This is a genomic window from Micromonospora sp. KLBMP9576 (genome assembly GCF_050941805.1).
Taxonomy (GTDB): Bacteria; Actinomycetota; Actinomycetes; order Mycobacteriales; family Micromonosporaceae; genus Micromonospora.
Genome location: NZ_CP194567.1, coordinates 3,538,610 through 3,558,624 on the forward strand (window position 1 = coordinate 3,538,610; position 20,015 = coordinate 3,558,624).

A 20,015-nucleotide genomic window follows, 5' to 3' on the forward strand; every position below is an offset into this window, starting at 1 on the left:
GACCGGGGCCGCCGCGCGTCAGTCGACCACCAGCAGGCCGGAGAGCAGCACGCCGCGGGCCAGGTTGAGCACCCCGTCGCAGCCGGGGAAGCCGGTGCGGACGCAGGCGCCGGCGGGCCGGCGGCCGAACAGGTACGGGGCGATGCTGTACGGCACCTCGGCGCTCACCGTCTCGCCCGTCTCGATCCGCACGAAGTCCAGCGGGACGTCGTCGGAGGGCACGTACTCCTGGAGGATGAAGCCGCCCCGCCCGACGGCGCGGGTCAGCCCGTCGCGCCACGCGTCGGCGTCGGTCTCCCGGCCGATCAGCACGTCCACCCCGGCGGAGCCGCCGGCCGGCTTCGCCACCAGGTCGGCCCGGTCGGTGACCGCCCGGTCGAGCAGGTCGGCCGTGAGCGACCAGGTACGCGGCACGTACCGGTGCACCAGGTCCCGGTCCGCCGCCGGCAGGGCGTCGGCGTCCTCCCACAGCCAGGCGAAGGCGCGCTTGTTGGCGATGAGCCAGGCCGCCGCCGACACCCACATCGGCACCGTGCCCGCCGCCAGCCCGGCCGCCAGCGCGTCCACCCCGGCGCTGGCGGTGACCCGGTTGGGCACGAAGAGCCGCAACACCCCGTCGACGGGGGCGCCGTCGGCCACGAGCCGACTCCGGTCGTCGAGCGTGACCCCGGCCACCGGCGCGATGACCAGGTCCAGGCCGGCGACGGCGGCCCGCTCGACCACCGGCGACAGCAGCCGGACGAAGCGACCCGGGTCGTCGAGTCCCGGGTACTCGGCGTCGAAGTCGATCAGCATGGCGACGCGGGCGCCGGCGGGCAGGCCGAGACCGGCGCGGATCGCGGCGAACCGCCGGTCCACGGCCGAGGGTGCCGCCGCCAGCCGGACCCGGTCGGTGAGGCCGCGCCGCCGGTAGAGCGCGACGAAGCGGCGCACCGTGGTGTCCGCGTCGAACGCCCCACCGAGGCTGCTGTCGATGTTGTATTCCACGAACCGGGGCACCCCGTCGCTGAGCAGCACGTCCGGCCGGAACGCGTCCAGCAGCGCCTCGGTCAGCGGCTCGTCGTCGTCGAGCAGCCGGGTCTCGCCGTCGGGCACGTCCAGCAGCCGGCGCAGCTCCCCCGCCGTGGCGGCCCGCCGCCGGCACGCCTCGAAGATGAGCTGGGCGAGGCGGTCGGAGACGGCGTTGAGCACGCCCAACGAGGTCTCGTCCATCACGGGCGGCCGGGCCAGCCGCCACCGTTCGTTGTACGTGGCCCGGCCGTCGAAGACCTCCCGCCAGGACCCGGCGCCGGCGGTCACCATCTCGGCGCGGATCGGCGCGGGCAGGTCGAGCCACGCCCTGGCGGCGGGGGGCCAGCGGTAGTCGGCGTCGTTCATCATCCGTCCCTCATGACGTTCGCGATGGCGGCCAGGAGTTGTTCGCGGCTGGGCTGCACGGCCCGGTCCAGCGCCGGGGCGAACGGCAGCACCGCGCCGTCAGGGCGGGTGACCCGCCGTGGCGGCGCCACCAGCCGCACCCGCTCGACGACGGTCGCGATGATCTCCCCGGCGATGCCGCAGGAGCGGTTGGAGTCGTCCACCACCACCAGCCGCCCGGTGCGCGCCACCGACTCGGCGAGGGCGTCCCAGTCGAACGGGTGGAGCGTGCGCGGGTCGAACACCTCCACCGACACCTCGCCGGCCACCTCCTCGGCGACCGCGAGGGCGTCGTGCACCAGGTGCCCCACCGCGACCACCGTCACGTCGTCGCCGCGCCGGTGCACCCGGGCCCGCCCCAGCGGCACCGGCGCGAGCGCGGCGAGGTCCACGTCGGCGCGCACGTCCAGCGCCCCGGCCGGGGCGAAGACCACCACCGGGTCGGCGCAGCGCACCGCCGACACCAGCAGCCCGTACGCGTCGGCCGGGGTGGCCGGCACCACGGTGGTCACCCCGGCGTGGGCGAAGAGGCCGTACGGGTGGTCGGAGTGCTGCCCCGCCCAGCCCGTACGGGAACCGGAGCCGGGCACCAGGTAGGTGACGGGCACCGCGCACTGCCCGCCGGTCATCAGCGGGAACTTGTGCGCGTGGTTGACGATCTGCTCGAAGACCAGGAACAGCAGCGACGGGATCTGGAACTCCACCACCGGGCGCATCCCGGCCAGCGCCGCCCCCGTGGCGAAGCCGGTGAACGCCTGCTCCGACAGCGGCGTGTCCAGCACCCGCTGCGGGCCGAACCGCGCGAACAGCCCGGCGGTGACGTGCGAGGCGGCCACCCGGATGTCCTCGCCGAGCAGGAACACCGAGTCGTCGCGGGCCAGCTCGTCGGCGAGCGCCCGGGTGAGCGCCCTGCGGTAGGACAGCCGGGTCATCTACCCACCTCCGGTGCGGGCGGTCAGGCCGCTGGCGTACAGGTGCGCCAGGGCGTCGGCCGGGTCCGGTTCGGCGCCGGCGAGCGCGAACTCGACGGCCGCCGCGAGCGTGGCCTCGACCTCGGCGTCCACCCCGGCCCGCACGGCGTCGGGCAGCCGGGCGCCCTGGATGTGCACCGGGTCGCGGGCGCGGCCCCGGGCCACCTCGTCGGGCGGGCGGTAGTCGAGGCGTATCGCGTGCTCGAAGGTGTGGTGGGCGTCGAACCGGTAGGTCAGCGCCTCGATCAGCTCGGGGCCGCCGCCGGCGCGCATCCGGGCGACGGCGGCGGCCGCGGCGTCGCGTACCGCCTCGGGGTCCTGGCCGTCCACGACGGCGGCCGGGATGTCGAAGGCGGCGGCCCGGCCGGGGATGCTGCCGGCGACCGCGCCCGCGACGGGCATGGTGGTGGCGTAGCCGTTGTTCTCGCAGACGAACAGCACCGGCACCCGCCACAGCGCGGCCAGGTTGAACGCCTCCAGCAGCATCCCCTCGTTGACCGCGCCGTCGCCGAAGAAGCTCACCCCGACGGTGTCGTCGCCCCGGCGGCGGCGTGCCCACACCGCGCCGGTGACGATCGCCCCGGACGCGCCGACGATGGCGTTGGCGCCGAGCACGCCGACGCCGAAGTCGGCGGCGTGCATCGAGCCGCCCCGCCCGGCGTTGAGGCCAGTGACCCGGCCGCACAGCTCCGCGAGCATCCGGGCCGGGTCGGCGCCCTTGGCGAGCACGTGCCCGTGCCCCCGGTGGGTGCCGGCGATCACGTCGGCGGCGCCCAGGGCGGCGCAGACCCCGGCGGCGATCCCTTCCTGCCCCAGGTACGGGTGGATGCCGCCGACGACGTGCCCGGAGCGGACCAGCTCGATGGCCCGTTCCTCAAAGCGGCGGATCAGCCGCACCATCCGGTAGAGCCGGACCGCCTCGGCGTCGGTCACCGGCCGCGGCCCTCCTCGACCGCGGCGAGGATGTCGTCCCAGAGCTGGGCGCGGGCGGTGAGCGCGGTGTTGACGGTGTCCGCGCACTCCCACCACTTCGCGTCGTCGTCGCCGCACAGGTCGGCGAGCATCTGCATCGCCATCGGGGTGTGCTGCTCGCCGTCGACCTCGATGTGCCGCTGGAGGTAGTCGACGAACGTGTGCAGCCGCCGGCTGCGCTCGTTGACGGCGACGACCTGGGTGAACATGTCGGGGATCAGGTCCTCGCGGCCGAAGGCGAAGGCGGCGGCCTGGCAGTGCACCGGGGTCGTCTCGATGATCCGCCAGGTGGTGGCGGCGAACGCCGCGGACGGCGCGGGCACGCCTGCGGCGACCAGCGACTCGGCCACCGGCCGGCCGGCCCGCAGCAGGTCGACCAGCCCCTCCACGGCCGTGGTGTCGGCGCCGGCCTCCCCCATGCCCTGCACGTACAGCTCGAAGTGGCTGAGGTAGCCGTCGCCCAGCTCGTCGCTCTCCTCCACCATCACGATGTCGTTGATCAGGCGGCGGCTGCCCGTGGGGCCCGTCGGGATCCACGGCACGGTGACGCAGGTGAGCTGCCGCTGCAACGACGTCAGCAGGGACATGAAGTCCCAGACGGCGAAGACGTGGTGCTCCATGAAGGTGACGAGCGCCTCGTGGGTGTCGAGGGCGGCGTAGAGCGGGTGCCGCACGACCGCGTCGCGGCGGTCGCCCACCGCCTTCTCCAACCGTTCGATCCCCGGGTGGGTCCTTCCCCAGTCGTACCGTGACATGTCAGCCTCCCTGCGGGGCGCGGTCGCGCCAGATGACCGGGCAGTACTCGGGATCCGCGTAGTCCGGCCGCCCGTCGTGGGTGCGGCGGACCAGCACGTCGTGGTTGTACGCGGCGAGGGTGCCGTCGGAGAGGCGGTACCCCCGCCAGGCGTTGTCGCCGTCCTGAAGGTGCAGCGAGACCGCCCGGCGCGGGCGTCCGCTGACGTTGGCGCCGCTGCCGTGGTAGGTGCGGCAGTGGTGGAAGCTCACGTGTCCCTTGGGGATCACCACCGGCACCTTGCGGATCTCGACGCCGTTGTGGGCGGCGTTCTCGGCGAGCATCTCCTCCAACTGGTCGCGGTCGCGCTCGGCGAAGTGCCGCACCACCGTGTCGTCGGCGCCGACCTCCGTCCAGCGGTGCGAGCCGTCGACCATCGTGATGGTGCCCATCTCCTCGCCGCAGTCGTGCATCGGGATGAACGCGGTGAGCATGTCCTCCGACGACGACGACGCCCAGTAGTGCTTGTCGAAGTGCCAGGGCACGATGTTCGACGGCTCGCCGGCGGCCGGCGGTTTGTAGATCAGCGTGGACTGGAAGACGCGGATCTCGGTGGCCCGGGCGAGCCGGGCGGCGACCGCGCCGAGCAGTGGCTTGCGCAGGATCGCCGCGAGCCCGTCGTGTTCGTGGTGGACGTAGTCGTTGTGCCGCTGCACCGCGCCCTTCGACGGTTCCCAGTAGGCGAGCCGCGGTGGGCGTACCGGCAGGCGACGGTGCCGCTCGCCCGCGTAGTAGCGCTCGGCGGCCGCCGCGAGGGCGTCCACCTCGTCGTCCGTGAGCAGTTTCTTCGACAGGTACCAGCCGTGCGCGGCGTAGGACGCCACGTCCTGCTCGGAGGGGAGCAGGGCCTCCTCCTCGGCCGTCAGGGCCGGTTCGAACTCGGTCGCGGTCACGCCCGCACCTCCTGCGATGTCGGGGCCGCGACGGTGCGGCCCTCCCCCGCCGCGGCCAGTTCCCGTTCCTTGGCCTCGTAGAGGGCCCTGATGTTGCCGCTGCCGAAGCTCCGCGCCCCGCGCCGCTCGATCAGCTCCAGGAAGAGCGTGCGGCGCACGTGCACGGACTCGGTGAAGATCTGCAGCAGCTGCCCGGCGTGGTCGCGGTCGACGAGCACGCCGAGGTCGCGCAGCCGCTCCAGCGGCGCGTCGACCGGGCCGACCCGCGCCTGGAGTGCGTCGTAGTAGCTGGCGGGGGTGCCGGCGAAGCGCACGCCCCGCGCGGCTAGGGCGGCGACCGCGGTGACGATGTCGTCGGTGCGCAGCGCCAGGTGCTGCACCCCCGCACCGGCGTGCTGCTGGAGGAAGGCGTCGAGCTGCCCCGGCCGGTGGGAGCGGTCCGGTTCCAGCAGCACCAGGGTGACCCGTCCCGAGGGGCTCCGCACCACGGTGGAGTTCATCGCCTGCCCGGCGACCTCGACGCGCTCGGCGAAGACCTCCGCGAAGCCGAACACGTCGCGGTAGTGCCCGACCGTCCCGGCGAGCCGCCCGGGCGGCACGCAGATCGCCAGGTGGTCGATGTCAACGAGCAACCGGCCGCCGTCGCCCCGCGGGGGCGTCACCGCGACCGCGCCGGGCAGGAACTGGGCCGGGTCGCCGCGCCGCGACACCAGGCGGTGCCGCACGTCACCGACCCCGGCCACCTCGGCGGTCACCACCTCCGTGTCCGCGCCGGTGAAGGTGCTCGGCGGCGTCACCGGCGCCGCGCCCCGGCGCACCAGCTCGGCGTACGCGGCGGCGGCGTCGTCGACCGCCAACGCGATCACGGCGACGCCGTCGCCGTGGCGCCGCACGTACCGGGCCGCCGGGTGCCCGCCGGTGAGCCCGGTGGTGAGCAGCATCCGGATCTCCCCCTGCCCCAGCAGCAGGGACCGCTGGCCGGCCAGCCCGGTCTCGGGGCCGCCCTGGCCGCGCAGTTCGAAGCCGACCGCCCGGTCGAAGTAGAAGGCGGCCTGCCGGGCGTCGCCGACGAAGAGTTCGATGTGGTCGATCCCCTGGATGTCCATGTCCTCAGCCCTTTCCACGGTCCCCCCGTGGTCTGCCGTCCGGGCGCGGTCCGCCCGGGGTGGTGCGGGGTCAGTCCCTCGCCCGCGCGGCCCGCCGGAGCAGCAGGCTCACGTTCTGTCCGCCAAAGCCGAAGGAGTTGGTCAGCGCGTGTCGGGTGTCCGTCCCGCGCGGTTCGTAGCGGATGTGGTCCGCCGGGCAGGCCGGGTCCGGGTCGTCGAGGTTGTACGTGGGCGGCAGCAGGCCCCGGCCGAGCGCCAGCGCCGTCACGGCCGCCTCCAGCACCCCGGAGGCGCCCAGCAGGTGGCCGGTGAGCGCCTTGGTGGAGCTGACCGGCACACCCCCGGCCCCGAACACCTCGGCCAGTGCGGTGGTCTCGGCGATGTCGCCGAGCTTCGTGCCGGTGCCGTGCGCGTTGACGTAGCCGACCCGCGCGGCGGGCACACCACCGCTGGCCAGGGCCCGCCGCATGCACTCCGCCGCGCCGGCCCCGTCGGGTCGGGGGGCCGTCGGGTGGTACGCGTCGGTGGTCACCCCGTACCCGGCGACCTCGGCGTAACCGGCGGCACCCCGGGCGGCGGCGTGCCCGCTGCGTTCCAGCACCAGCAGGGCCGCGCCCTCGGCGAGGACGAACCCGTTGCGGCGGGCGTCGAACGGCCGGCTCGCCGCGGTGGGGTCGGCCCAGCCCCGGGCCAACGCCCGGGCGTTGCCGAAGGCGTCGGCGAACGTGGGGAACAGCGGGGCCTCGCTGGCACCGCAGAGCACCACGTCGGCCTCCCCGGCGCGGATCAGTCGCACCGCGTCGGCGACCGCCTGGGCACCGGAGGCGCAGGCGGTGCCGACCGACGAGGCGTAGCCGCGGATGCCGTACCGGATGGCGATCCGGGCGGCCGGCATGTTCGGCAGGATGCCGGTGAGCAGGTACGGGCTGACCGCCGCCCGGCCGCGCTCGGCGCGGGCCAGCACCTGCGTCTCCAGGGTGGACAGGCCGCCGACGCCGCCGACGATCACCCCGATGCGGCCCGGGTCCACGTCCCGGCCCACCTCTATGCCGGCGTCGGCGAGCGCGTCGGCGGCGGCGAGCAGGGCGAGCACCACGATCCGGTCCAGCACCCGGGTCTCCGGGCCGGTGGCGACCGTACGCGGGTCGATCCGCGGGAGCACGCCGGCCACCTCCAGCGATTCGGCGGCCGGGTGACCGGCCCAGGGTCGGGCCAGCCCGGAGCGCCCGGTGCGGAGCGCGTCGAAGGTGGCCTCGACGCCGCGCCCCGCGGGGGTGAACAGCCCCATCCCGGTGATGACGGCGGTCACGACGGCGACTCGGTGAGATACCGCTCCCGTAGGGCCACCTTGCGTACCTTGCCGGTGACGGTGACCGGGATGTCGGCGGAGCCGACCGGCACCACCCGGCGCAGGGTCGCGCCGACGTCCGGGCCGAGCGCGGCGCGGACCACCCCGGTGCGGTCCTGCGCCGGGTCGGCGCCGGCGGCGAGTTCCAGCAGCACGTCGGTGACCACCCCGCCGGCCCCCGAGGTGATCACCACCGTGCAGTCGGTGACGTCGGGGCAGGCGGTGAGGACCCGCTCCTCGGACAGCGCGGTGTAGAACCACCGTCCGTCGCCCGCGTCGACGGCGTCGACGGCCCGGTCCAGGTGGTGGTAGCGGCCGTCGGCGTCGGCGTGGACCAGGTCGCCGGTGAGGTACCAGCCGCGTTGGCGGGACCGGTACGTGGTGACGGAGTCGTTCCAGTAGCCGCGGAACAGCGTCGGCGAGTCGACACCGAGCCAGCCCACCTGGCCGGCCGGCACCGGGTCGCCCCCGGCGTCGAGCACGGCGACCCTGGCGAACTCGTAGGGCCGGCCGACGCAGCGGCCGTACCGGTCGGTGTCGACGCGGTGGGTGATGTGGAACATCGAGTGCCCCATCTCGCTGGAGCCGAGTCCGTCGATGAAGACCGAGCCGGGCACCCGGGTCACCCCCTCGCGGGTCACCACCTCGCGGGAGCCGACCGCGACCAGCCGGCGTACGTGCGGCTCGTGGGAGCAGTCGCCGGTGTTGAACCACAGCGACACCGAGTCCAGCTCGTACGCGGCCAGGTCGAAGCGGGCCAGCTCCGCCCAGGTCACGGAGAACCCGAACACCCCGTCGGGGCGCCAGCGCCGGATCGCTTCCAGCACCCGATCCCCGCCCTGGTCGGAGAGGAGCAGCATCCCGGCGGCGTTGCCGAGGGCCTGGTTGACCATGAGCACGGTGGCGGTGTGCGGGGCGGGCAGCGCGTTGAGGATGCGGTGGGTGCCCTGCGCCTGCGGCATGGCAAGCAGGTGCCGGGTGGCGGCGAACAGGCTGGCGTGCGAGTGCAGCACCGCCTTGGGCACCCCCGTGGTGCCGGAGGTGTGGGTGATGACGACCGGGTCGTCGGCGTCGTGGCGGTAATGCTGTGGCGCGGCGGCCGGGTCGCCGGTGCCGGCCTCGGCGGGGGTGCCGAGCACCGGCACGCCGAGGTCGTGCCCCGCCAGCAGGGCGGTGTGCGCGTCGTCGGCGAGCACACCGACGCCGCGCAGCCGGCGCACGTACTCGGCGGCGATCCCGGGGGGCAGCCCGCCGTTCATCAGCGCCGGGATCGCGCCGATCCGGGTCAGCGCGAGGAAGCTGAGCACCATGTCGGCGGCGGCGGTGGCCCACACGGCGACCGGGTCACGGGGCGTGATCCCCCGCGCGTGCAACCAGGCGGCGCGGGCGGCCACCAGCTCGTCGAGTCGGCCCAGCGTGAGCGGGTGCTCGGCCGGGTGACCGTCCACGGCGGTGTCGAAGGTGAGGCCCGGCCCGGCCGGGTCGGCGCCGTGCGCCAGCACCCGGGCCAGCACGTTGCCGGCGCCGATCCGCTCGTCGGCGGCCAGCGCCGCGCGCAGTCCCCTGTTCCTCATGGTGTGTCTCCTCCCCCCAGCAGCACCGCGACGGCCCGGGTGCCGGGCGCGACGCCCGCGTCCCGCGTGGCACCGTCGTCGGGCGCCTGTTCGATCAGGACCAGCAGCGCCCGGTCGGCGTCGCCGTCGTGCAGCAGCAGCCCCGCCTCGGCGAGGCCCTCGGTGCGCGGGTCGCCGCCCGGCGCGAGGCAGAGCACCGGCCCGCCCAGCGCCCAGCGGGCGGCCACGTGCCCGGCCACGCTGTTGGGCACCGACTGGAAGAAGAACAGCGGCCCGGGCCGCCCGCCGGCGGCGACGGTGGCCCGCACGTGCGCCGCGCTGGCCCGGTCGCCGGCCGCGCTGAGCAGCACGATCGCAGTCCGCTCGCCGTCGGGTGCCGGCCGCTGGCCGTACGCCCGGGTCAGGCAGCGCTCGGCGACCGCCGCGACCAGGGGCGGGAAGCTGGAGTGCACGTATCCGGGCAGCGACGGTGGCGGGCCGTCGCCCGGCTCGGGCCAGGCCGCCTCGGCCAGCACGGTGAGCCGGGCGTCCGTCGCCGGACCACCGCCGGTGTGCCCGCCGCCGCTGCTCACGGGGCACCGACCAGCAGCGCGGTGCCGGCACCGCCGAAGGCGGCGTTGAGGCTCAGCGCGTACCGGGTGCCGGGGGGCCGGGGGGTGTCACGGATGACGTCCAGCGGGCAGGCCGGGTCGGGGCCGAGCCAGCCGGCGTTGACGGGCAGGCTCGCGTGCCGCAGGGCGAGCACCGTCACCACCAGTTCCAGCAGGCCGGAGGCTTCCAGGGCGTGCCCGTGCAGCGCCTTGGTGGAGCTGACGGGCACGCGGGTCGCCGCCGCGCCGAGCGCGGTGCGCAGCGCGGCGGCCTCGGCGGCGTCGCCGGGCCCGGCGCCGGTGGCGTTGGCGTTGACGTACCCGACGGCCGCCGCCGCGAGCCCCGCCCGGCGCAGCGCCGAGGTGAGCGCGCGGACCAGGCCGCGCCCGCCCGGTTCGGGGTGGCAGGGGTGGTGGGCGTCCCCGGCCCGGCCCCAGCCGAGCAGGTCGGCGACCGGCCTCCGGGCGACGGCCGGCGACTCCAGCACCACCGCGGCGATGCCGTCGCCGAGCAGCAGGCCGGTGCGGCCGACGCTGAACGGGCGCACCGCGCCGTCGGTGGCGAGGGCGCGCCCGGCGTCGAAGAGGGCGTACTGGTCCGCTTCGACCAGGTAGCCGGCGGCCACCACCGCCCGCGTGACGTCGCCCCGACGGATCAGGGCGGCGGCGTCGGCGACCGCGCTGCTCGCCGAGACGCAGGCGGTGGTGTACGCCTGGGCCGGGCCGGTCAGCCCTGTGCGGGCGGCCAGCGCCGTGGTGAGCGCCGGCACGGCCGCCCCGCCGTGCACGGCCAGCAGCAGGGCGGTGCCGGCGCGGCGGGCGGCGTCGAGCCCGGCGTCCCGGCAGGCCGCGTCGACCGCGACGGCGAGCTCGTCGGCCAGGTCGCCGTGATCCGGCAGGGTGGCGGCGGCGTCGACCCGCCGGGCCGCCGTGTCGAAGCGGTCCACCGGCCGGAACGTCGGTACGCCGGCGAGCACGCCCGCGAGCTGCGCGTCGGTTCCCCGGCCGAGGGCGCTGCCGGCGTACAGGCCGGTGAGGTGGACGGCCGGCCGCTCAGCCATCGGCGGCGGCGGTCAGGGCGGCCCGCAGGACCGCCAGGGCGTCGTCGACGGTCCGGATGCCGGCGAGCTGGTCGTCGGTCAGCTCCAGCCGCCGCTCGTGGCGCTGCTCGACGAGGTGCACGAGCCAGGCCAGTTCCATGGAGCCGATCCGGTCGCCGAGCTCGGCGGGTGGCTTCCCGGCGAGGTCGGCGAGCATGCCCACCAGCTCGGCCCGGTCCAGGTCGGGGCGACCGGCCATCAGGGGTTGCCGCTCGTCGTCCCGGCGACCCGGCCGGCGACCAGCGCGGTGAACTCGCCGACCGTCATCAGGGCCAGCATCTCGGACTCGTCGTCGGCGAACTTCACGCCGTAGCGGTCCTCCACCCGCACGGCGAGGTCGGCCAGGGCCAACGACTCCAGGTCCACCCCGGACGGGCCGAGCGTCGTGCCGTCGTCGATGCCCTCGACGTCGTAGTTCATGTCCTCGAGCTGCTCGACGACGAAGGCGCGGATCTCGGGTCGCATGGTTAACCTCTTCCTGTGAGCCGGTCACCGGTGTCGGGTCGGGACACCGCGTACGTGTGGATCGGCCGGGGTGACGGCGGTCGGCCGGTCCCGGCCGGCCGGCTGTTGCGGCGGGCGGGTGCCACGCTGCTCGGTTGGCCGGAGGCGCAGATCGTGGTGGGGCGCGGTCGCGACGGGGGTCCGCGGGTCGCGGTGCGCGGCGCGGGCGGCCGGCTGCGGCTGCCGGTCAGCGTCAGCCGGTGCGGCCCGGTGCTGGCGGTCGCGGCCCGCCCCGCCGGGCCGGTGGGCATCGACGTGGAGCGGTGCCGCCCGCTGCCCGCGCTGGCGCTGGCCCGCCGGTGGTACGCCGACGCCGAGGCCGCGTGGTTGGCCGGCCGGCCCGCCGACGGGCAGGTGCTGGACTTCCTGCGGTTGTGGACGGCGAAGGAGGCCGTGGGCAAGGCGCTGGGGGTGGGGCTGCGCGCCGGCGGACTGCGCCGGCGGATGCCCGTGCCCGTCGGCACCGACTGGTCGCCGCCGCACCCCGCGCCCGGCGGGGTGCCCGTGGCGCTGTGGCCGGTGCCCGCTCTGGCGCGGCTGCGGGTGGGGCACCCGCGCGTGGGCGACGGCCTGGTCCTGGCGGTCGCCGTCGACGCCGCGCGGGTCGAGGTGGTGGTGCGGGTCGAGGTGGTGCCCGACGTCGGGGCGGCGATGCCCGGTGGCGGTCACGTCGCCGCCGTGCGCAGCGCGTCGGCCGAACGGACCAGCTTGCCGGTGGTCGTGCGGGGTAGCTGATCCACCAGCCGCAGGAGACGGGGACGCTTGTAGCCGGCCAGCCGCTCGCCGATCAGCACGTCGAGCGTGTCCTCGGACAGCGGCCCGTCCGGCTGCACGTAGGCGGTGATGCCGCCGTCGAAGACGACCACGGCGGCGGCGACGCCGGGCAGCTCGGCGACCGTCGCCTCCACCTCGGTCAGGTCGACCTTGAGGCCGCCCACCGAGACCTGCGAGTCGAGCCGCCCGCGGACGGTGACCAGGCCGGTGTCCGCGTCGACGGTGCCGGCGTCGCGGGTACGCAGCCAGCCGTCGGCCCAGCGGGTGGGGTCGCCCGGCCCGACGTACGGCGACGCGGGGCAGCTCACCCACAGCTCCCCGTCGACCGCGCGGACGTCGAGACCGGGCGCCGGGGCGACCGACGGGCGGTGCCGGCCGTGCAGGTCGGTGCCGATGACGCCGACCTCGGTCATCCCGTACATGTTGCCCAGCGGCACGCCGTAGCGGTCGGTGAAGGCGCGGGCGACGGCGGCCGGGACCAGCTCGCCGCCGGTGGTCATCCGCCGGAACGGTGGCAGCGGGCCGGCGGGCCGGGTGGAGGCGAGCAGTCCGATGTGGAACGGCACGCCGAGCACGGTGGCCGGCGAGTCGGCGGCGGCGATCGCGGCCAGCACGGCGTCGCCGGCGAGGCGCTGCGGCGCGACCAGTTCGGCGCCGGCGTGCAGGCCGTACAGCAGGCCGCCGACCAGGCCGAGCACGTGCACGACCGAGGGCAGCAGGATGATCCGCTCACCGGGTAGCGCCACACCGTCGATGTGGGTGTAGCGGCGCACCTCGGCGACCAGGTCGGCCGCGCCGCGACCGATCACCTTGGACGGTCCGGTGGAGCCGGAGCTGAGCTGGATCAGCGCGTGCCCGCTCACGGCCGGGCGGTCGGCGTACGCGGTGACGCCCTCGGTGACGTCGACGAAGACGCGCAGCCCGCCGCCGGCGCGCACGGGGGCCACGACCACCTGCGGGGTGAGCCGGGTGAGTGCCCGGTCGACCTCGTGGTCGGTGAGCCGGTGGTCGAGCAGGATCGCCTGCGCCCCGCCACGCCAGGTCGCCAGCAGGTTCGCCACGTACGCCAGCGAGGGCGGCAGCCGCAGCGCGGCGGCGCCCCCGGGGCGCAGTCCGGCGGCGTGCAGGCGGGCCTGCGCGTCGGTCACCAGCCGGCGCAGGGTGCCCCGGTCGACCGGTTCGGGCAGTCGGAGACAAATGTCGGCCGAGGGGCCATCGAGCAGGATTTCATCGACCCAGCCCGGGTCTGTTGCCGCAGGATTTCCCGTCGCCACTACCGTTCACCGCCCAGCCTCAAACAGGGCGTAACCGCCCATCAAGGTGCGCCTGTCGGGGTGCTGCGGGGAACCTTACGACGGCGTTCAAAGGCATAGCTAGATGCGAATGGCTGGATCAGAAAGGGCGGCCGGCCGGATGCCCACGCCCGGTTCGGCGGGCAGGGTCGGGCGCGTACATGGGCCGAGGGTAACCGCCGGATGACCCATCGTGCGGACGGCGCGAAAGGCGCACCGGACGGCTGATGGTGGCCCCTCCGACGGCAGGTGCAGGGCGGCTGGCGGACGTCGGGGCGCCGGCGCGGCACCCCCCGCCACCGGACGACCGGCCCGAGCGACGCCCGGCCCGGCGGCGCTTGGGCCGGGCCCACCGGGCGGTTGCGACGGCCGACAACATCGACGCACACTGATTTATAGCCGGCCCGGGTGGCTGGTAGCGGCACGACGGAGAGGACACCGATGCGGAATTCCGACGAGGTCACCACCACGACGGAACCCGCCGACGCGGCCCTGTCGCGGCGGCGCGTGCTGCACGCCGGGGCCGCGGCGGCGGCCGGTGGCGCGCTGCTGGTCGGCACCGGCGGGGCGGCCCGGGCGGCCCCGCGCGGCGGGCGGACACCGCTGCTGGCCCGGGCCCTGGCCCCCGGTGACCGGGTGCGGGTGGTGTCGCCCGGCAGCACCCCGGACCCCGCCCTGATGGAGCGCGGCATCGCGATCCTCCGTGGCTGGGGCCTCCAGGTGGAGCTGGGCCGGCACGTCTACGCCCGGCACGGCTACCTGGCCGGCACCGACGCGCAGCGGCTGGCCGACGTCAACGCCGCGTTCGCCGACCCCGGGGTCCGGGCCGTCTTCGCCGCCCGCGGCGGCTACGGCACCCAGCGGATCGTGGACCGGCTCGACGTGGCCGCCCTGCGCCGCGACCCGAAGGTCGTGGTCGGGTTCAGCGACATCACCAGCATCCACGGTCGACTGTGCCGCGAGGCCGGCCTGGTCGGCTTCTACGGCCCGATGGTCAACTGGACGGACAGCCGGACCGGTCCGGAGTCGGCCGAGGCGCTGCGCCGGGCGGTCATGACCACCGCGCCGATGACCATCACCCGGGACCCGGCCGAGACCGCCGCCCCCGTCATGGTGCCGGGCCGGGCCACCGGCCGGCTGCTCGGCGGGTGCCTGACCCTGATCTCGACCTCGCTGGGCGCCCGGGACGCCCCGGACTTCGACGGCGCCATCCTGTTCTTCGAGGACGTGGACGAGGCTCCGTACGACTACGACAGGATGCTGACCGAGCTGCGCCGGGTGGGCGTACTGGGCCGGGTCGCCGGGGTGGCGATCGGCCAGATCACCAACAGCATCGGCGAGCCCGGCGAGTGGGACGCCGCGTCCGTGCTCAAGGACCGCCTCTACGACCTCGGCGTCCCGGTGCTCGGCGGGCTGCCCCTCGGGCACGGCAACGGCCAGCTCACCGTACCGCTCGGCGCCCGGGCCACGATCGACGCCGAGGCCGGGACCCTGACCGTGCAGGCCGGCGTGCGGTAGCCGGCCTGCCGGGTCGCCCCCGCCGCCGGGCTCAGGCCGGTGCCGCGGCGGGCGTCTGCGCATGGACGAGGAAGCGCAGCGACCGGGCGTCGGTGAAGCACTCCCGCATGGGCCGGACCAGGTCCCGGTGCTCCGGGCTGCGTTCCCACGCCTCGAAGTCGGCCAGGCGGGCCCACTCGCTGGTGATCAGCCACTGCTCCGGGTCCGCCGAGGAGCGGCAGACCTGGTCGACGAGGTGCCCCGGCACCCCGCCGGCCACCAGGTGCCGGACCGCCTCGTACGCGGCCAGGAACGCCTCCGTGCGCTCGCGCGGCACCCGCACCAGGAACACCACCCGCGCCCGCTGCTCGCTCATGTCGCCACTCCCCTCGGCGCGGCCCCCCGCAGGACCAGCGCGCTGTTGAAACCGTCGAAACCGCGGGCGCAGACCAGCGCCAGCCGGCTGCGTGGCCGCCGGTGCTCCCGCAGGAAGTCCAACTCGCAGCCCTCGGCCACCTCGTCCGGCCCGGCGGAGGCCGGCAGCGTGTCGTGCGCGAAGGCGAGCAGCGCGGTGGCCACGTCCAGCGCGGAACCGCCCTGGTGCGCGCGGCCGGTCAGCGGCTTCTGGGTGCTCACCGGGGGCGGCCGGTCGCCGAAGACGGCGCGCAGCGCGCCGGCCTCGCTGCGGTCGTAGCGGGCCACGCCGAGCGCGTCGGGCAGCACCACGTCCACCGCCTCCGGCCCGACCCCGGCCCGGTCCAGGGCCAGCCGCATCGCGCGGGCGTACTGGCCGGCATCGCCGGCCGTGTCCGGCCCGGTGTGCGCGGCGTCGTGGGTGGCCCCCCAACCGCTCACCTCGCCGTACACCCGGGCGCCCCGCGACAGCGCGTGACCCAGCTCCTCCACCACGAAGACCGCGCCGCCCTCGGCGGGCAGGTAGCCGCTGGCGGCGGCGTCGAACGGCCGGTAGGCCCGCTCCGGGTCGGCGCACTCGCTGAGCAGGCCGGAGCGTAGCTGGCAGGCCAGGGCGTACGGGCTCAGCGGGCACTCGGTGGCCCCGGCGATCACCACCGGCGTGCCCCGGCGCACCGCCCGCGCGGCGTGCGCAAGGCTGTCCAGCCCGCCGGCGGTCTCCGCGACCAGCACCCCGCTCGGCCCCTTGAACTGGTGGTGGATGGAAAGCTGCCCGACGCTGGCCGCGTAGAACCAGGCGATCGACTGGTACGCCCCGACGGTGCGCGACGGCCCACCCCAGAGCCGTTGCAGCTCCCGCTGGCCGAACAGGTTCCCGCCCGACGAGCTGGCCAGGGTCACGGCGTAGCCGTACGGGTCCGGGGCCCGCTCGGGCAGCCCGGCGTCGGTCAGCGCCAACCGGGTGGCCGCGAAGCCGAGATGCGTCCACCGGTCGGTCTGCACCAGCCGGCGGTTGTCGGCGTACGCGGCGGCGTCGAAGCCGGGCACCTCCCCGCCGTGGCGGGTGGGATAGCCGGCGGGGTCGAACAGGGTGATCGGCCCCGTGCGGCGGGTGCCGGCGAGCACCGTACGCCAGTGCGCGTCCACGCCGATCCCGCTGGGCGCGACGACGCCGATGCCGGTCACCACGGCCCGCGCGGTCACGGCAGCACCGACCCGGGCAACCGGCGGAACACCATCGCCGACTGGAAACCGCCGAACCCGCTGCCGACCGAGAGCGCCACGTCGACCGGCAACTCCCGCGCCTCGTTCGGCACGTAGTCCAGGTCGCACTCCGGGTCCCGGGTGGACCAGTTGGCCGTCGGCGGCACCACCCCGAACTCCACCGCCAGCGCGCACGCCGCCATCTCGATCGAGCCGATCGCGCCGAGCGAGTGCCCCACCATCGACTTGATCGAACTGATCGGCACCCCGTACGCGGCCTGGCCCAGCGCCCGCTTGAACGCGGCGGTCTCGTGCCGGTCGTTCTGCCGGGTGCCGGAGCCGTGGGCGCTGATGTAGGAGACCTCGCCGGGGGCGATGCGGCCCTGCTTCAGCGCGTCCGAGATGGCCAGTCCCATCTCCAGCCCGTCGGGCCGCAACCCCGTCATGTGGTAGCCGTTGCTGCGGCTGGCGTAGCCGGCCACCTCGCAGTACACGTGCGCACCGCGGCGGCGGGCGCGCCCGGCCTCCTCCAGCACCAGCACGGCCGCACCCTCGGCGAGGACGAAACCGTGCCGGTCGGCGTCGAACGGGCGGGAGGCGTGCGCCGGGTCGTCGTTGTCCGGGCTGGTCGCCTTGATCGCGTCGAAGGAGGCGACGGTCACCGGGGAGATCGGCGAGTCGGCGGCCCCGGCCAGCACGATGTCGGCCTCGCCGTCGGCGATGAGCTGATGGGCGTAGCCGATGGCGTCGATGCCGGAGGTGCAGCCGGTGGAGACCACCTGCGCCGGGCCGTGCAGCCCGTGCCGGCACGCCACGTCGGCCGCGAGGCTGCTGGGCACGAGCGCCTGGTAAAGGTAGGGGCCGCCGCGCGCGGGGTCGACCAGCCACCGGCGGCCGGTGTCGCTGAGCGTCACGTACTCCCGCTCCAGGGCCGTGGTGCCGCCGACGGCGGTGCCGAGCACCACCCCGGCCCGGTCCCGTTCGGCATCGGTGAGTTCCAGCCCCGCGTCGCCGAGCGCCTCGGCGGCACACGCCAGGGCAAACTGCACGTACCGGTCGGCGCGGCGTTGCTCCGCGTCGGTGAGGCCGGCGGCGACCGGGTCGAAGTCGCACTCGGCGGCGATCTGGGACCGGAACGCCGACGGGTCGAAGAAACTGATCCGCCGGGTCGCCGTGCGCCGAAGAGCGCCTCCCCGGCGGCCAACGGCACCGGACGGTCGTCGAGGTCGACGGTGATGGCGCCCCGCGCCAGGTAGAGAAACTCCTCGCTGTACGGGTGGTAGTGCTCGGCGATCCGCTCCCCCGGGCGCAGCGTCGCCACCCCCATGAAGCCGGAGGTGCTGCCGACGGACTTCGGGCCGAGCAGCACGCGCAGCTCACCGCCGCGGCGGCTGTCGGGCGCGACGGTGGCGGCCACGACCGGCCGCGGGGTGCGCTCACTCATCGCCGGCACCCGTCGCCGCGCGCGCGCCGGCCGGCCCGGGATCGCCACCGGCCAGCCGCTCGATCTTCTCCCTGATGACGGCGAGCTGCACCGCGCTGTTGGCGTTGATCCGGTCGGTCATGCCGGCGTTGTCCACCGGCGCGGTCGGTTTCATCGCGAAGTCCTGCACCCAGGTCATCCGGGTGCCGCCGGTCTCCTGGGCGTAACGCCAGTGGATGCGCATGTACTCGAACGGCCCGGTCTCCACCCGCCGGGCGCGGACCTGCCGGGTGCCCACGTCGGCGGTGCGCTCACTGACCCAGCTCCACGCCGTCCCGTTCTCGTCGGGGTGCATGGTGAGCCGGAACCGCACGGTGTCGCCGTCGCGGTGCAGAATCTCGACGCGGGCGTACTCGGTGAACAGCTCCGGCCAGTTGGCGACGTCGTTGGTGACGTCCCAGACCAGCGGCAGCGGCGCGGCGATCAGGACGCTGTTCTCGGTGTGTCCGGGCGGGTCCGCGCGGCGGGCGACCAGCTCGGCCACGCCGGCGACGCTGAGCTGCCCGGCCTGCTCGGGAAGCTGCACCTGCCACCGGTCGGCGACCACGGCGGACAGTTCGAGCAGCGCCAGCGAGTCCATGCCGAGCTCCTCCAGGGAGGCCGCCGGGGCGCGGGCGGCCGCGTCGGCGTCCAACCCGCAGTTGGCCACCAGGATGTCGGTGATCTCGGCGGTGAGCGGACGGCCATGGGTGACGGTCATCGGAGCCTCCTAGTGGTGTGCGTCGGGCGGGCCGGCGAGCAACTGGTCGACCAGGGCGGTGCAGTAGCGGCCCTTACGGAACCCGGCGTCGTCGAGCACCCGCCGGACGAACGGGATGGTGGTGCACACGCCGGGCCCGGCGATGTCGAACTCGTCGAGGGCGCGTTCCAGCCGGTTGAGCGCGAGTTCCCGGTCCGGCGCCCAGACCGCCACCTTGGCCAGCAGGGAGTCGTAGTGCGGGCCGAACAGGTAGCCGGCGTACCCGTGCGTGTCGACCCGGGTGAACGGGCCGCCGGGCGGGACGAAGCGCTCCAGCCGGCCGGGGGTCGGCACGAAGCCGCGCTCCGGGTCCTCCACGTTGACCCGGCACTCGATGGCGACGCCGTGCGGCCGGATGTCCTCCTGCCGCCAGCGCAGCGGCACCCCCGCGGCGATGTGCAGCTGCTCGTGCACCAGGTCGACCCCGGTGATCATCTCGGTCACGGGATGTTCGACCTGGATCCGGCAGTTGATCTCCAGGAAGTGGAACCGCTCGTCGGGATCGACGAGGAACTCCACAGTGCCGGCGCCGGTGAACCCCGCGTACAGGGCACCGCGCAGGGCGCACCGCGCGATGGCCTCCACGGTCGCGGCCGACAGCGACGGGGCGGGCGCCTCCTCGACGAGCTTCTGGTGCCGGCGCTGCACCGAGCAGTCCCGGGTGCCCAGGTGCACGCCGTTGCCGTGCGAGTCACACAGCACCTGCACCTCGACGTGCCGGGCGCCGGTGAGGAACCGCTCGACGTACACCCGGTCGTCGCCGAAGGCGGCCTGCGCGGCGGCCCGGGTCCGCGCGTACGCCCGGGGCAGCTCCGCCGGGGCGGCGACCACCGTCATGCCGCGCCCCCCGCCGCCCGCCGCGGCCTTGACGATCACCGGATAGCCCACCTCGGCCGCCACCTGGGCCGCCGCGGCGGCCGACGGCACCGGCGCGACGCTGCCCGGCGGCAGGGGCAGCCCGGCCCGGCGCATCAACGCCCGCGCGGACGACTTGTCGGCCAGCACGGACATCACCTCCGGCGGCGGGCCGATGAAGACGAGACCGTTGTCGGCGCAGATCTCGGCGAAGTCGGCGTCCTCCGAGAGGAACCCGTAGCCGGGGTGCACCGCCTGCGCACCCACCTGCCGGGCGGCCTCCACGATCGCGGCAGCGTTGAGGTAGCTGCGCCGGCTGGCCGGCGGCCCGATCCGCACGGCCTGGTCGGCCAGGCGCACCGCCGTGGAGTCGGCGTCCGCGGTGGAGTAGACCACCGCCGTACGCACCCCCAGCTCGCGGCAGGCACGCAGCACCCGCAGGGCGATCTCCCCCCGGTTGGCGATCAGCACCTTCTCGAACATCGCGGTCC

At 75.5% G+C, this 20,015-nt stretch carries 19 protein-coding genes and 2 pseudogenes; 2 read left to right on the forward strand and 19 right to left on the reverse strand.

Features of this window, described 5'->3' with window-relative positions; genetic code table 11:
• Nucleotides 1-18: 18 nt before the first annotated feature.
• The 12 genes from ACQ452_RS15835 to ACQ452_RS15890 form a co-directional block, all read right to left on the reverse strand.
• On the reverse strand, nucleotides 19-1,377 hold the full coding sequence (locus ACQ452_RS15835; protein WP_433394179.1) for a hypothetical protein: 1,359 nt from the start codon (nucleotides 1,375-1,377) through the stop codon (nucleotides 19-21).
• Nucleotides 1,377-2,348 carry an alpha-ketoacid dehydrogenase subunit beta gene (locus tag ACQ452_RS15840; protein ID WP_433384933.1) on the reverse strand — a complete coding sequence of 324 codons (972 nt, stop codon included), beginning with the start codon at nucleotides 2,346-2,348 and terminating at the stop codon, nucleotides 1,377-1,379. Before ACQ452_RS15840 ends, ACQ452_RS15835 begins: the two co-directional genes overlap by 1 nt.
• Complete coding sequence (locus ACQ452_RS15845) at nucleotides 2,349-3,287, reverse strand: thiamine pyrophosphate-dependent dehydrogenase E1 component subunit alpha (protein ID WP_433394181.1); 939 nt, start codon at nucleotides 3,285-3,287, stop codon at nucleotides 2,349-2,351.
• 29 nt (nucleotides 3,288-3,316) lie between these two features.
• Nucleotides 3,317-4,114, reverse strand: a complete 798-nt coding sequence (locus ACQ452_RS15850) for a DUF3050 domain-containing protein (RefSeq protein WP_433384936.1) — start codon at nucleotides 4,112-4,114, stop codon at nucleotides 3,317-3,319.
• Between the two features lies 1 nt (nucleotide 4,115).
• Nucleotides 4,116-5,045, reverse strand: a complete 930-nt coding sequence (locus tag ACQ452_RS15855) for a phytanoyl-CoA dioxygenase family protein (RefSeq protein ID WP_433384939.1) — start codon at nucleotides 5,043-5,045, stop codon at nucleotides 4,116-4,118.
• Nucleotides 5,042-6,151 (reverse strand): 4-hydroxyphenylpyruvate dioxygenase, encoded by a 1,110-nt coding sequence (gene hppD, locus ACQ452_RS15860; RefSeq protein ID WP_433394182.1) that lies wholly within the window; start codon nucleotides 6,149-6,151, stop codon nucleotides 5,042-5,044. The genes ACQ452_RS15855 and hppD overlap by 4 nt, the downstream gene beginning before the upstream one ends.
• 70 nt (nucleotides 6,152-6,221) lie before the next feature.
• Nucleotides 6,222-7,460: a beta-ketoacyl-[acyl-carrier-protein] synthase family protein gene (locus ACQ452_RS15865; RefSeq protein WP_433384942.1), complete on the reverse strand. Its 1,239-nt coding sequence runs from the start codon at nucleotides 7,458-7,460 to the stop codon at nucleotides 6,222-6,224.
• Complete coding sequence (locus tag ACQ452_RS15870; RefSeq protein ID WP_433384944.1) at nucleotides 7,457-9,073, reverse strand: class I adenylate-forming enzyme family protein; 1,617 nt, start codon at nucleotides 9,071-9,073, stop codon at nucleotides 7,457-7,459. Before ACQ452_RS15870 ends, ACQ452_RS15865 begins: the two co-directional genes overlap by 4 nt.
• Nucleotides 9,070-9,645 (reverse strand): beta-ketoacyl synthase chain length factor, encoded by a 576-nt coding sequence (locus tag ACQ452_RS15875; RefSeq protein WP_433384947.1) that lies wholly within the window; start codon nucleotides 9,643-9,645, stop codon nucleotides 9,070-9,072. Before ACQ452_RS15875 ends, ACQ452_RS15870 begins: the two co-directional genes overlap by 4 nt.
• Nucleotides 9,642-10,724, reverse strand: a complete 1,083-nt coding sequence (locus tag ACQ452_RS15880; RefSeq protein WP_433384950.1) for a beta-ketoacyl synthase N-terminal-like domain-containing protein — start codon at nucleotides 10,722-10,724, stop codon at nucleotides 9,642-9,644. Before ACQ452_RS15880 ends, ACQ452_RS15875 begins: the two co-directional genes overlap by 4 nt.
• The gene (locus ACQ452_RS15885; protein WP_433384952.1) at nucleotides 10,717-10,962 is read right to left on the reverse strand and encodes an acyl carrier protein; all 246 of its coding nucleotides are present in this window, start codon (nucleotides 10,960-10,962) and stop codon (nucleotides 10,717-10,719) included. The genes ACQ452_RS15880 and ACQ452_RS15885 overlap by 8 nt, the downstream gene beginning before the upstream one ends.
• The gene (locus tag ACQ452_RS15890) at nucleotides 10,962-11,228 is read right to left on the reverse strand and encodes an acyl carrier protein (protein WP_433384955.1); all 267 of its coding nucleotides are present in this window, start codon (nucleotides 11,226-11,228) and stop codon (nucleotides 10,962-10,964) included. The genes ACQ452_RS15885 and ACQ452_RS15890 overlap by 1 nt, the downstream gene beginning before the upstream one ends.
• A 15-nt stretch (nucleotides 11,229-11,243) precedes the next feature.
• Between ACQ452_RS15890 and ACQ452_RS15895 the strand changes: the two genes are divergently transcribed.
• Nucleotides 11,244-12,002: a 4'-phosphopantetheinyl transferase family protein gene (locus ACQ452_RS15895; protein ID WP_433384958.1), complete on the forward strand. Its 759-nt coding sequence runs from the start codon at nucleotides 11,244-11,246 to the stop codon at nucleotides 12,000-12,002.
• Here ACQ452_RS15895 and ACQ452_RS15900 read toward each other — a convergent pair.
• Nucleotides 11,933-13,315 (reverse strand): class I adenylate-forming enzyme family protein, encoded by a 1,383-nt coding sequence (locus ACQ452_RS15900; RefSeq protein ID WP_433384961.1) that lies wholly within the window; start codon nucleotides 13,313-13,315, stop codon nucleotides 11,933-11,935. The two genes, ACQ452_RS15895 and ACQ452_RS15900, sit on opposite strands and share 70 nt — an antisense overlap.
• Nucleotides 13,316-13,774: 459 nt before the next feature.
• On the opposite strand from ACQ452_RS15900, the gene ACQ452_RS15905 reads away from it, so the two are divergent.
• Nucleotides 13,775-14,851: a S66 peptidase family protein gene (locus tag ACQ452_RS15905; protein ID WP_433384964.1), complete on the forward strand. Its 1,077-nt coding sequence runs from the start codon at nucleotides 13,775-13,777 to the stop codon at nucleotides 14,849-14,851.
• Between the two features lie 31 nt (nucleotides 14,852-14,882).
• On the opposite strand, the gene ACQ452_RS15910 is transcribed toward ACQ452_RS15905, so the two are convergent.
• The 6 genes and pseudogenes from ACQ452_RS15910 to ACQ452_RS15935 form a co-directional block, all read right to left on the reverse strand.
• Complete coding sequence (locus tag ACQ452_RS15910) at nucleotides 14,883-15,206, reverse strand: antibiotic biosynthesis monooxygenase family protein (protein WP_433384967.1); 324 nt, start codon at nucleotides 15,204-15,206, stop codon at nucleotides 14,883-14,885.
• Nucleotides 15,203-16,447, reverse strand: coding sequence for a beta-ketoacyl synthase N-terminal-like domain-containing protein (locus ACQ452_RS15915; protein WP_433384970.1), 1,245 nt, complete (start codon nucleotides 16,445-16,447; stop codon nucleotides 15,203-15,205). Before ACQ452_RS15915 ends, ACQ452_RS15910 begins: the two co-directional genes overlap by 4 nt.
• Nucleotides 16,444-17,625 (reverse strand): annotated as a pseudogene (locus tag ACQ452_RS15920) (beta-ketoacyl-[acyl-carrier-protein] synthase family protein); the annotation flags it as partial. The pseudogene ACQ452_RS15920 and the gene ACQ452_RS15915, both read right to left, overlap by 4 nt.
• 2 nt (nucleotides 17,626-17,627) lie before the next feature.
• Nucleotides 17,628-17,891, reverse strand: a pseudogene (locus ACQ452_RS15925) (cupin domain-containing protein); the annotation flags it as partial.
• Nucleotides 17,884-18,630: an SRPBCC family protein gene (locus ACQ452_RS15930; RefSeq protein ID WP_433384973.1), complete on the reverse strand. Its 747-nt coding sequence runs from the start codon at nucleotides 18,628-18,630 to the stop codon at nucleotides 17,884-17,886. The pseudogene ACQ452_RS15925 and the gene ACQ452_RS15930, both read right to left, overlap by 8 nt.
• A 9-nt stretch (nucleotides 18,631-18,639) precedes the next feature.
• Nucleotides 18,640-20,007, reverse strand: coding sequence for an acetyl-CoA carboxylase biotin carboxylase subunit (locus ACQ452_RS15935; protein ID WP_433384976.1), 1,368 nt, complete (start codon nucleotides 20,005-20,007; stop codon nucleotides 18,640-18,642).
• Nucleotides 20,008-20,015: the final 8 nt, after the last annotated feature.

Excerpts from the sequence above, each read along its gene's own strand:
- ACQ452_RS15840 (WP_433384933.1), bottom strand. The coding sequence starts at position 2,348 with ATGACCCGGCTGTCCTACCGCAGGGCGCTCACCCGGGCGCTCGCCGAC.
- ACQ452_RS15885 (WP_433384952.1), bottom strand. The coding sequence starts at position 10,962 with ATGGCCGGTCGCCCCGACCTGGACCGGGCCGAGCTGGTGGGCATGCTC.
- ACQ452_RS15880 (WP_433384950.1), bottom strand. The coding sequence starts at position 10,724 with ATGGCTGAGCGGCCGGCCGTCCACCTCACCGGCCTGTACGCCGGCAGC.
- ACQ452_RS15935 (WP_433384976.1), bottom strand. The coding sequence starts at position 20,007 with ATGTTCGAGAAGGTGCTGATCGCCAACCGGGGGGAGATCGCCCTGCGG.
- ACQ452_RS15905 (WP_433384964.1), top strand. The coding sequence starts at position 13,775 with ATGCGGAATTCCGACGAGGTCACCACCACGACGGAACCCGCCGACGCG.
- ACQ452_RS15890 (WP_433384955.1), bottom strand. The coding sequence starts at position 11,228 with ATGCGACCCGAGATCCGCGCCTTCGTCGTCGAGCAGCTCGAGGACATG.
- ACQ452_RS15835 (WP_433394179.1), bottom strand. The coding sequence starts at position 1,377 with ATGAACGACGCCGACTACCGCTGGCCCCCCGCCGCCAGGGCGTGGCTC.
- ACQ452_RS15850 (WP_433384936.1), bottom strand. The coding sequence starts at position 4,114 with ATGTCACGGTACGACTGGGGAAGGACCCACCCGGGGATCGAACGGTTG.
- ACQ452_RS15930 (WP_433384973.1), bottom strand. The coding sequence starts at position 18,630 with ATGACCGTCACCCATGGCCGTCCGCTCACCGCCGAGATCACCGACATC.
- ACQ452_RS15910 (WP_433384967.1), bottom strand. The coding sequence starts at position 15,206 with ATGAGCGAGCAGCGGGCGCGGGTGGTGTTCCTGGTGCGGGTGCCGCGC.
- ACQ452_RS15845 (WP_433394181.1), bottom strand. The coding sequence starts at position 3,287 with ATGGTGCGGCTGATCCGCCGCTTTGAGGAACGGGCCATCGAGCTGGTC.
- ACQ452_RS15870 (WP_433384944.1), bottom strand. The coding sequence starts at position 9,073 with ATGAGGAACAGGGGACTGCGCGCGGCGCTGGCCGCCGACGAGCGGATC.
- hppD (WP_433394182.1), bottom strand. The coding sequence starts at position 6,151 with ATGGACATCCAGGGGATCGACCACATCGAACTCTTCGTCGGCGACGCC.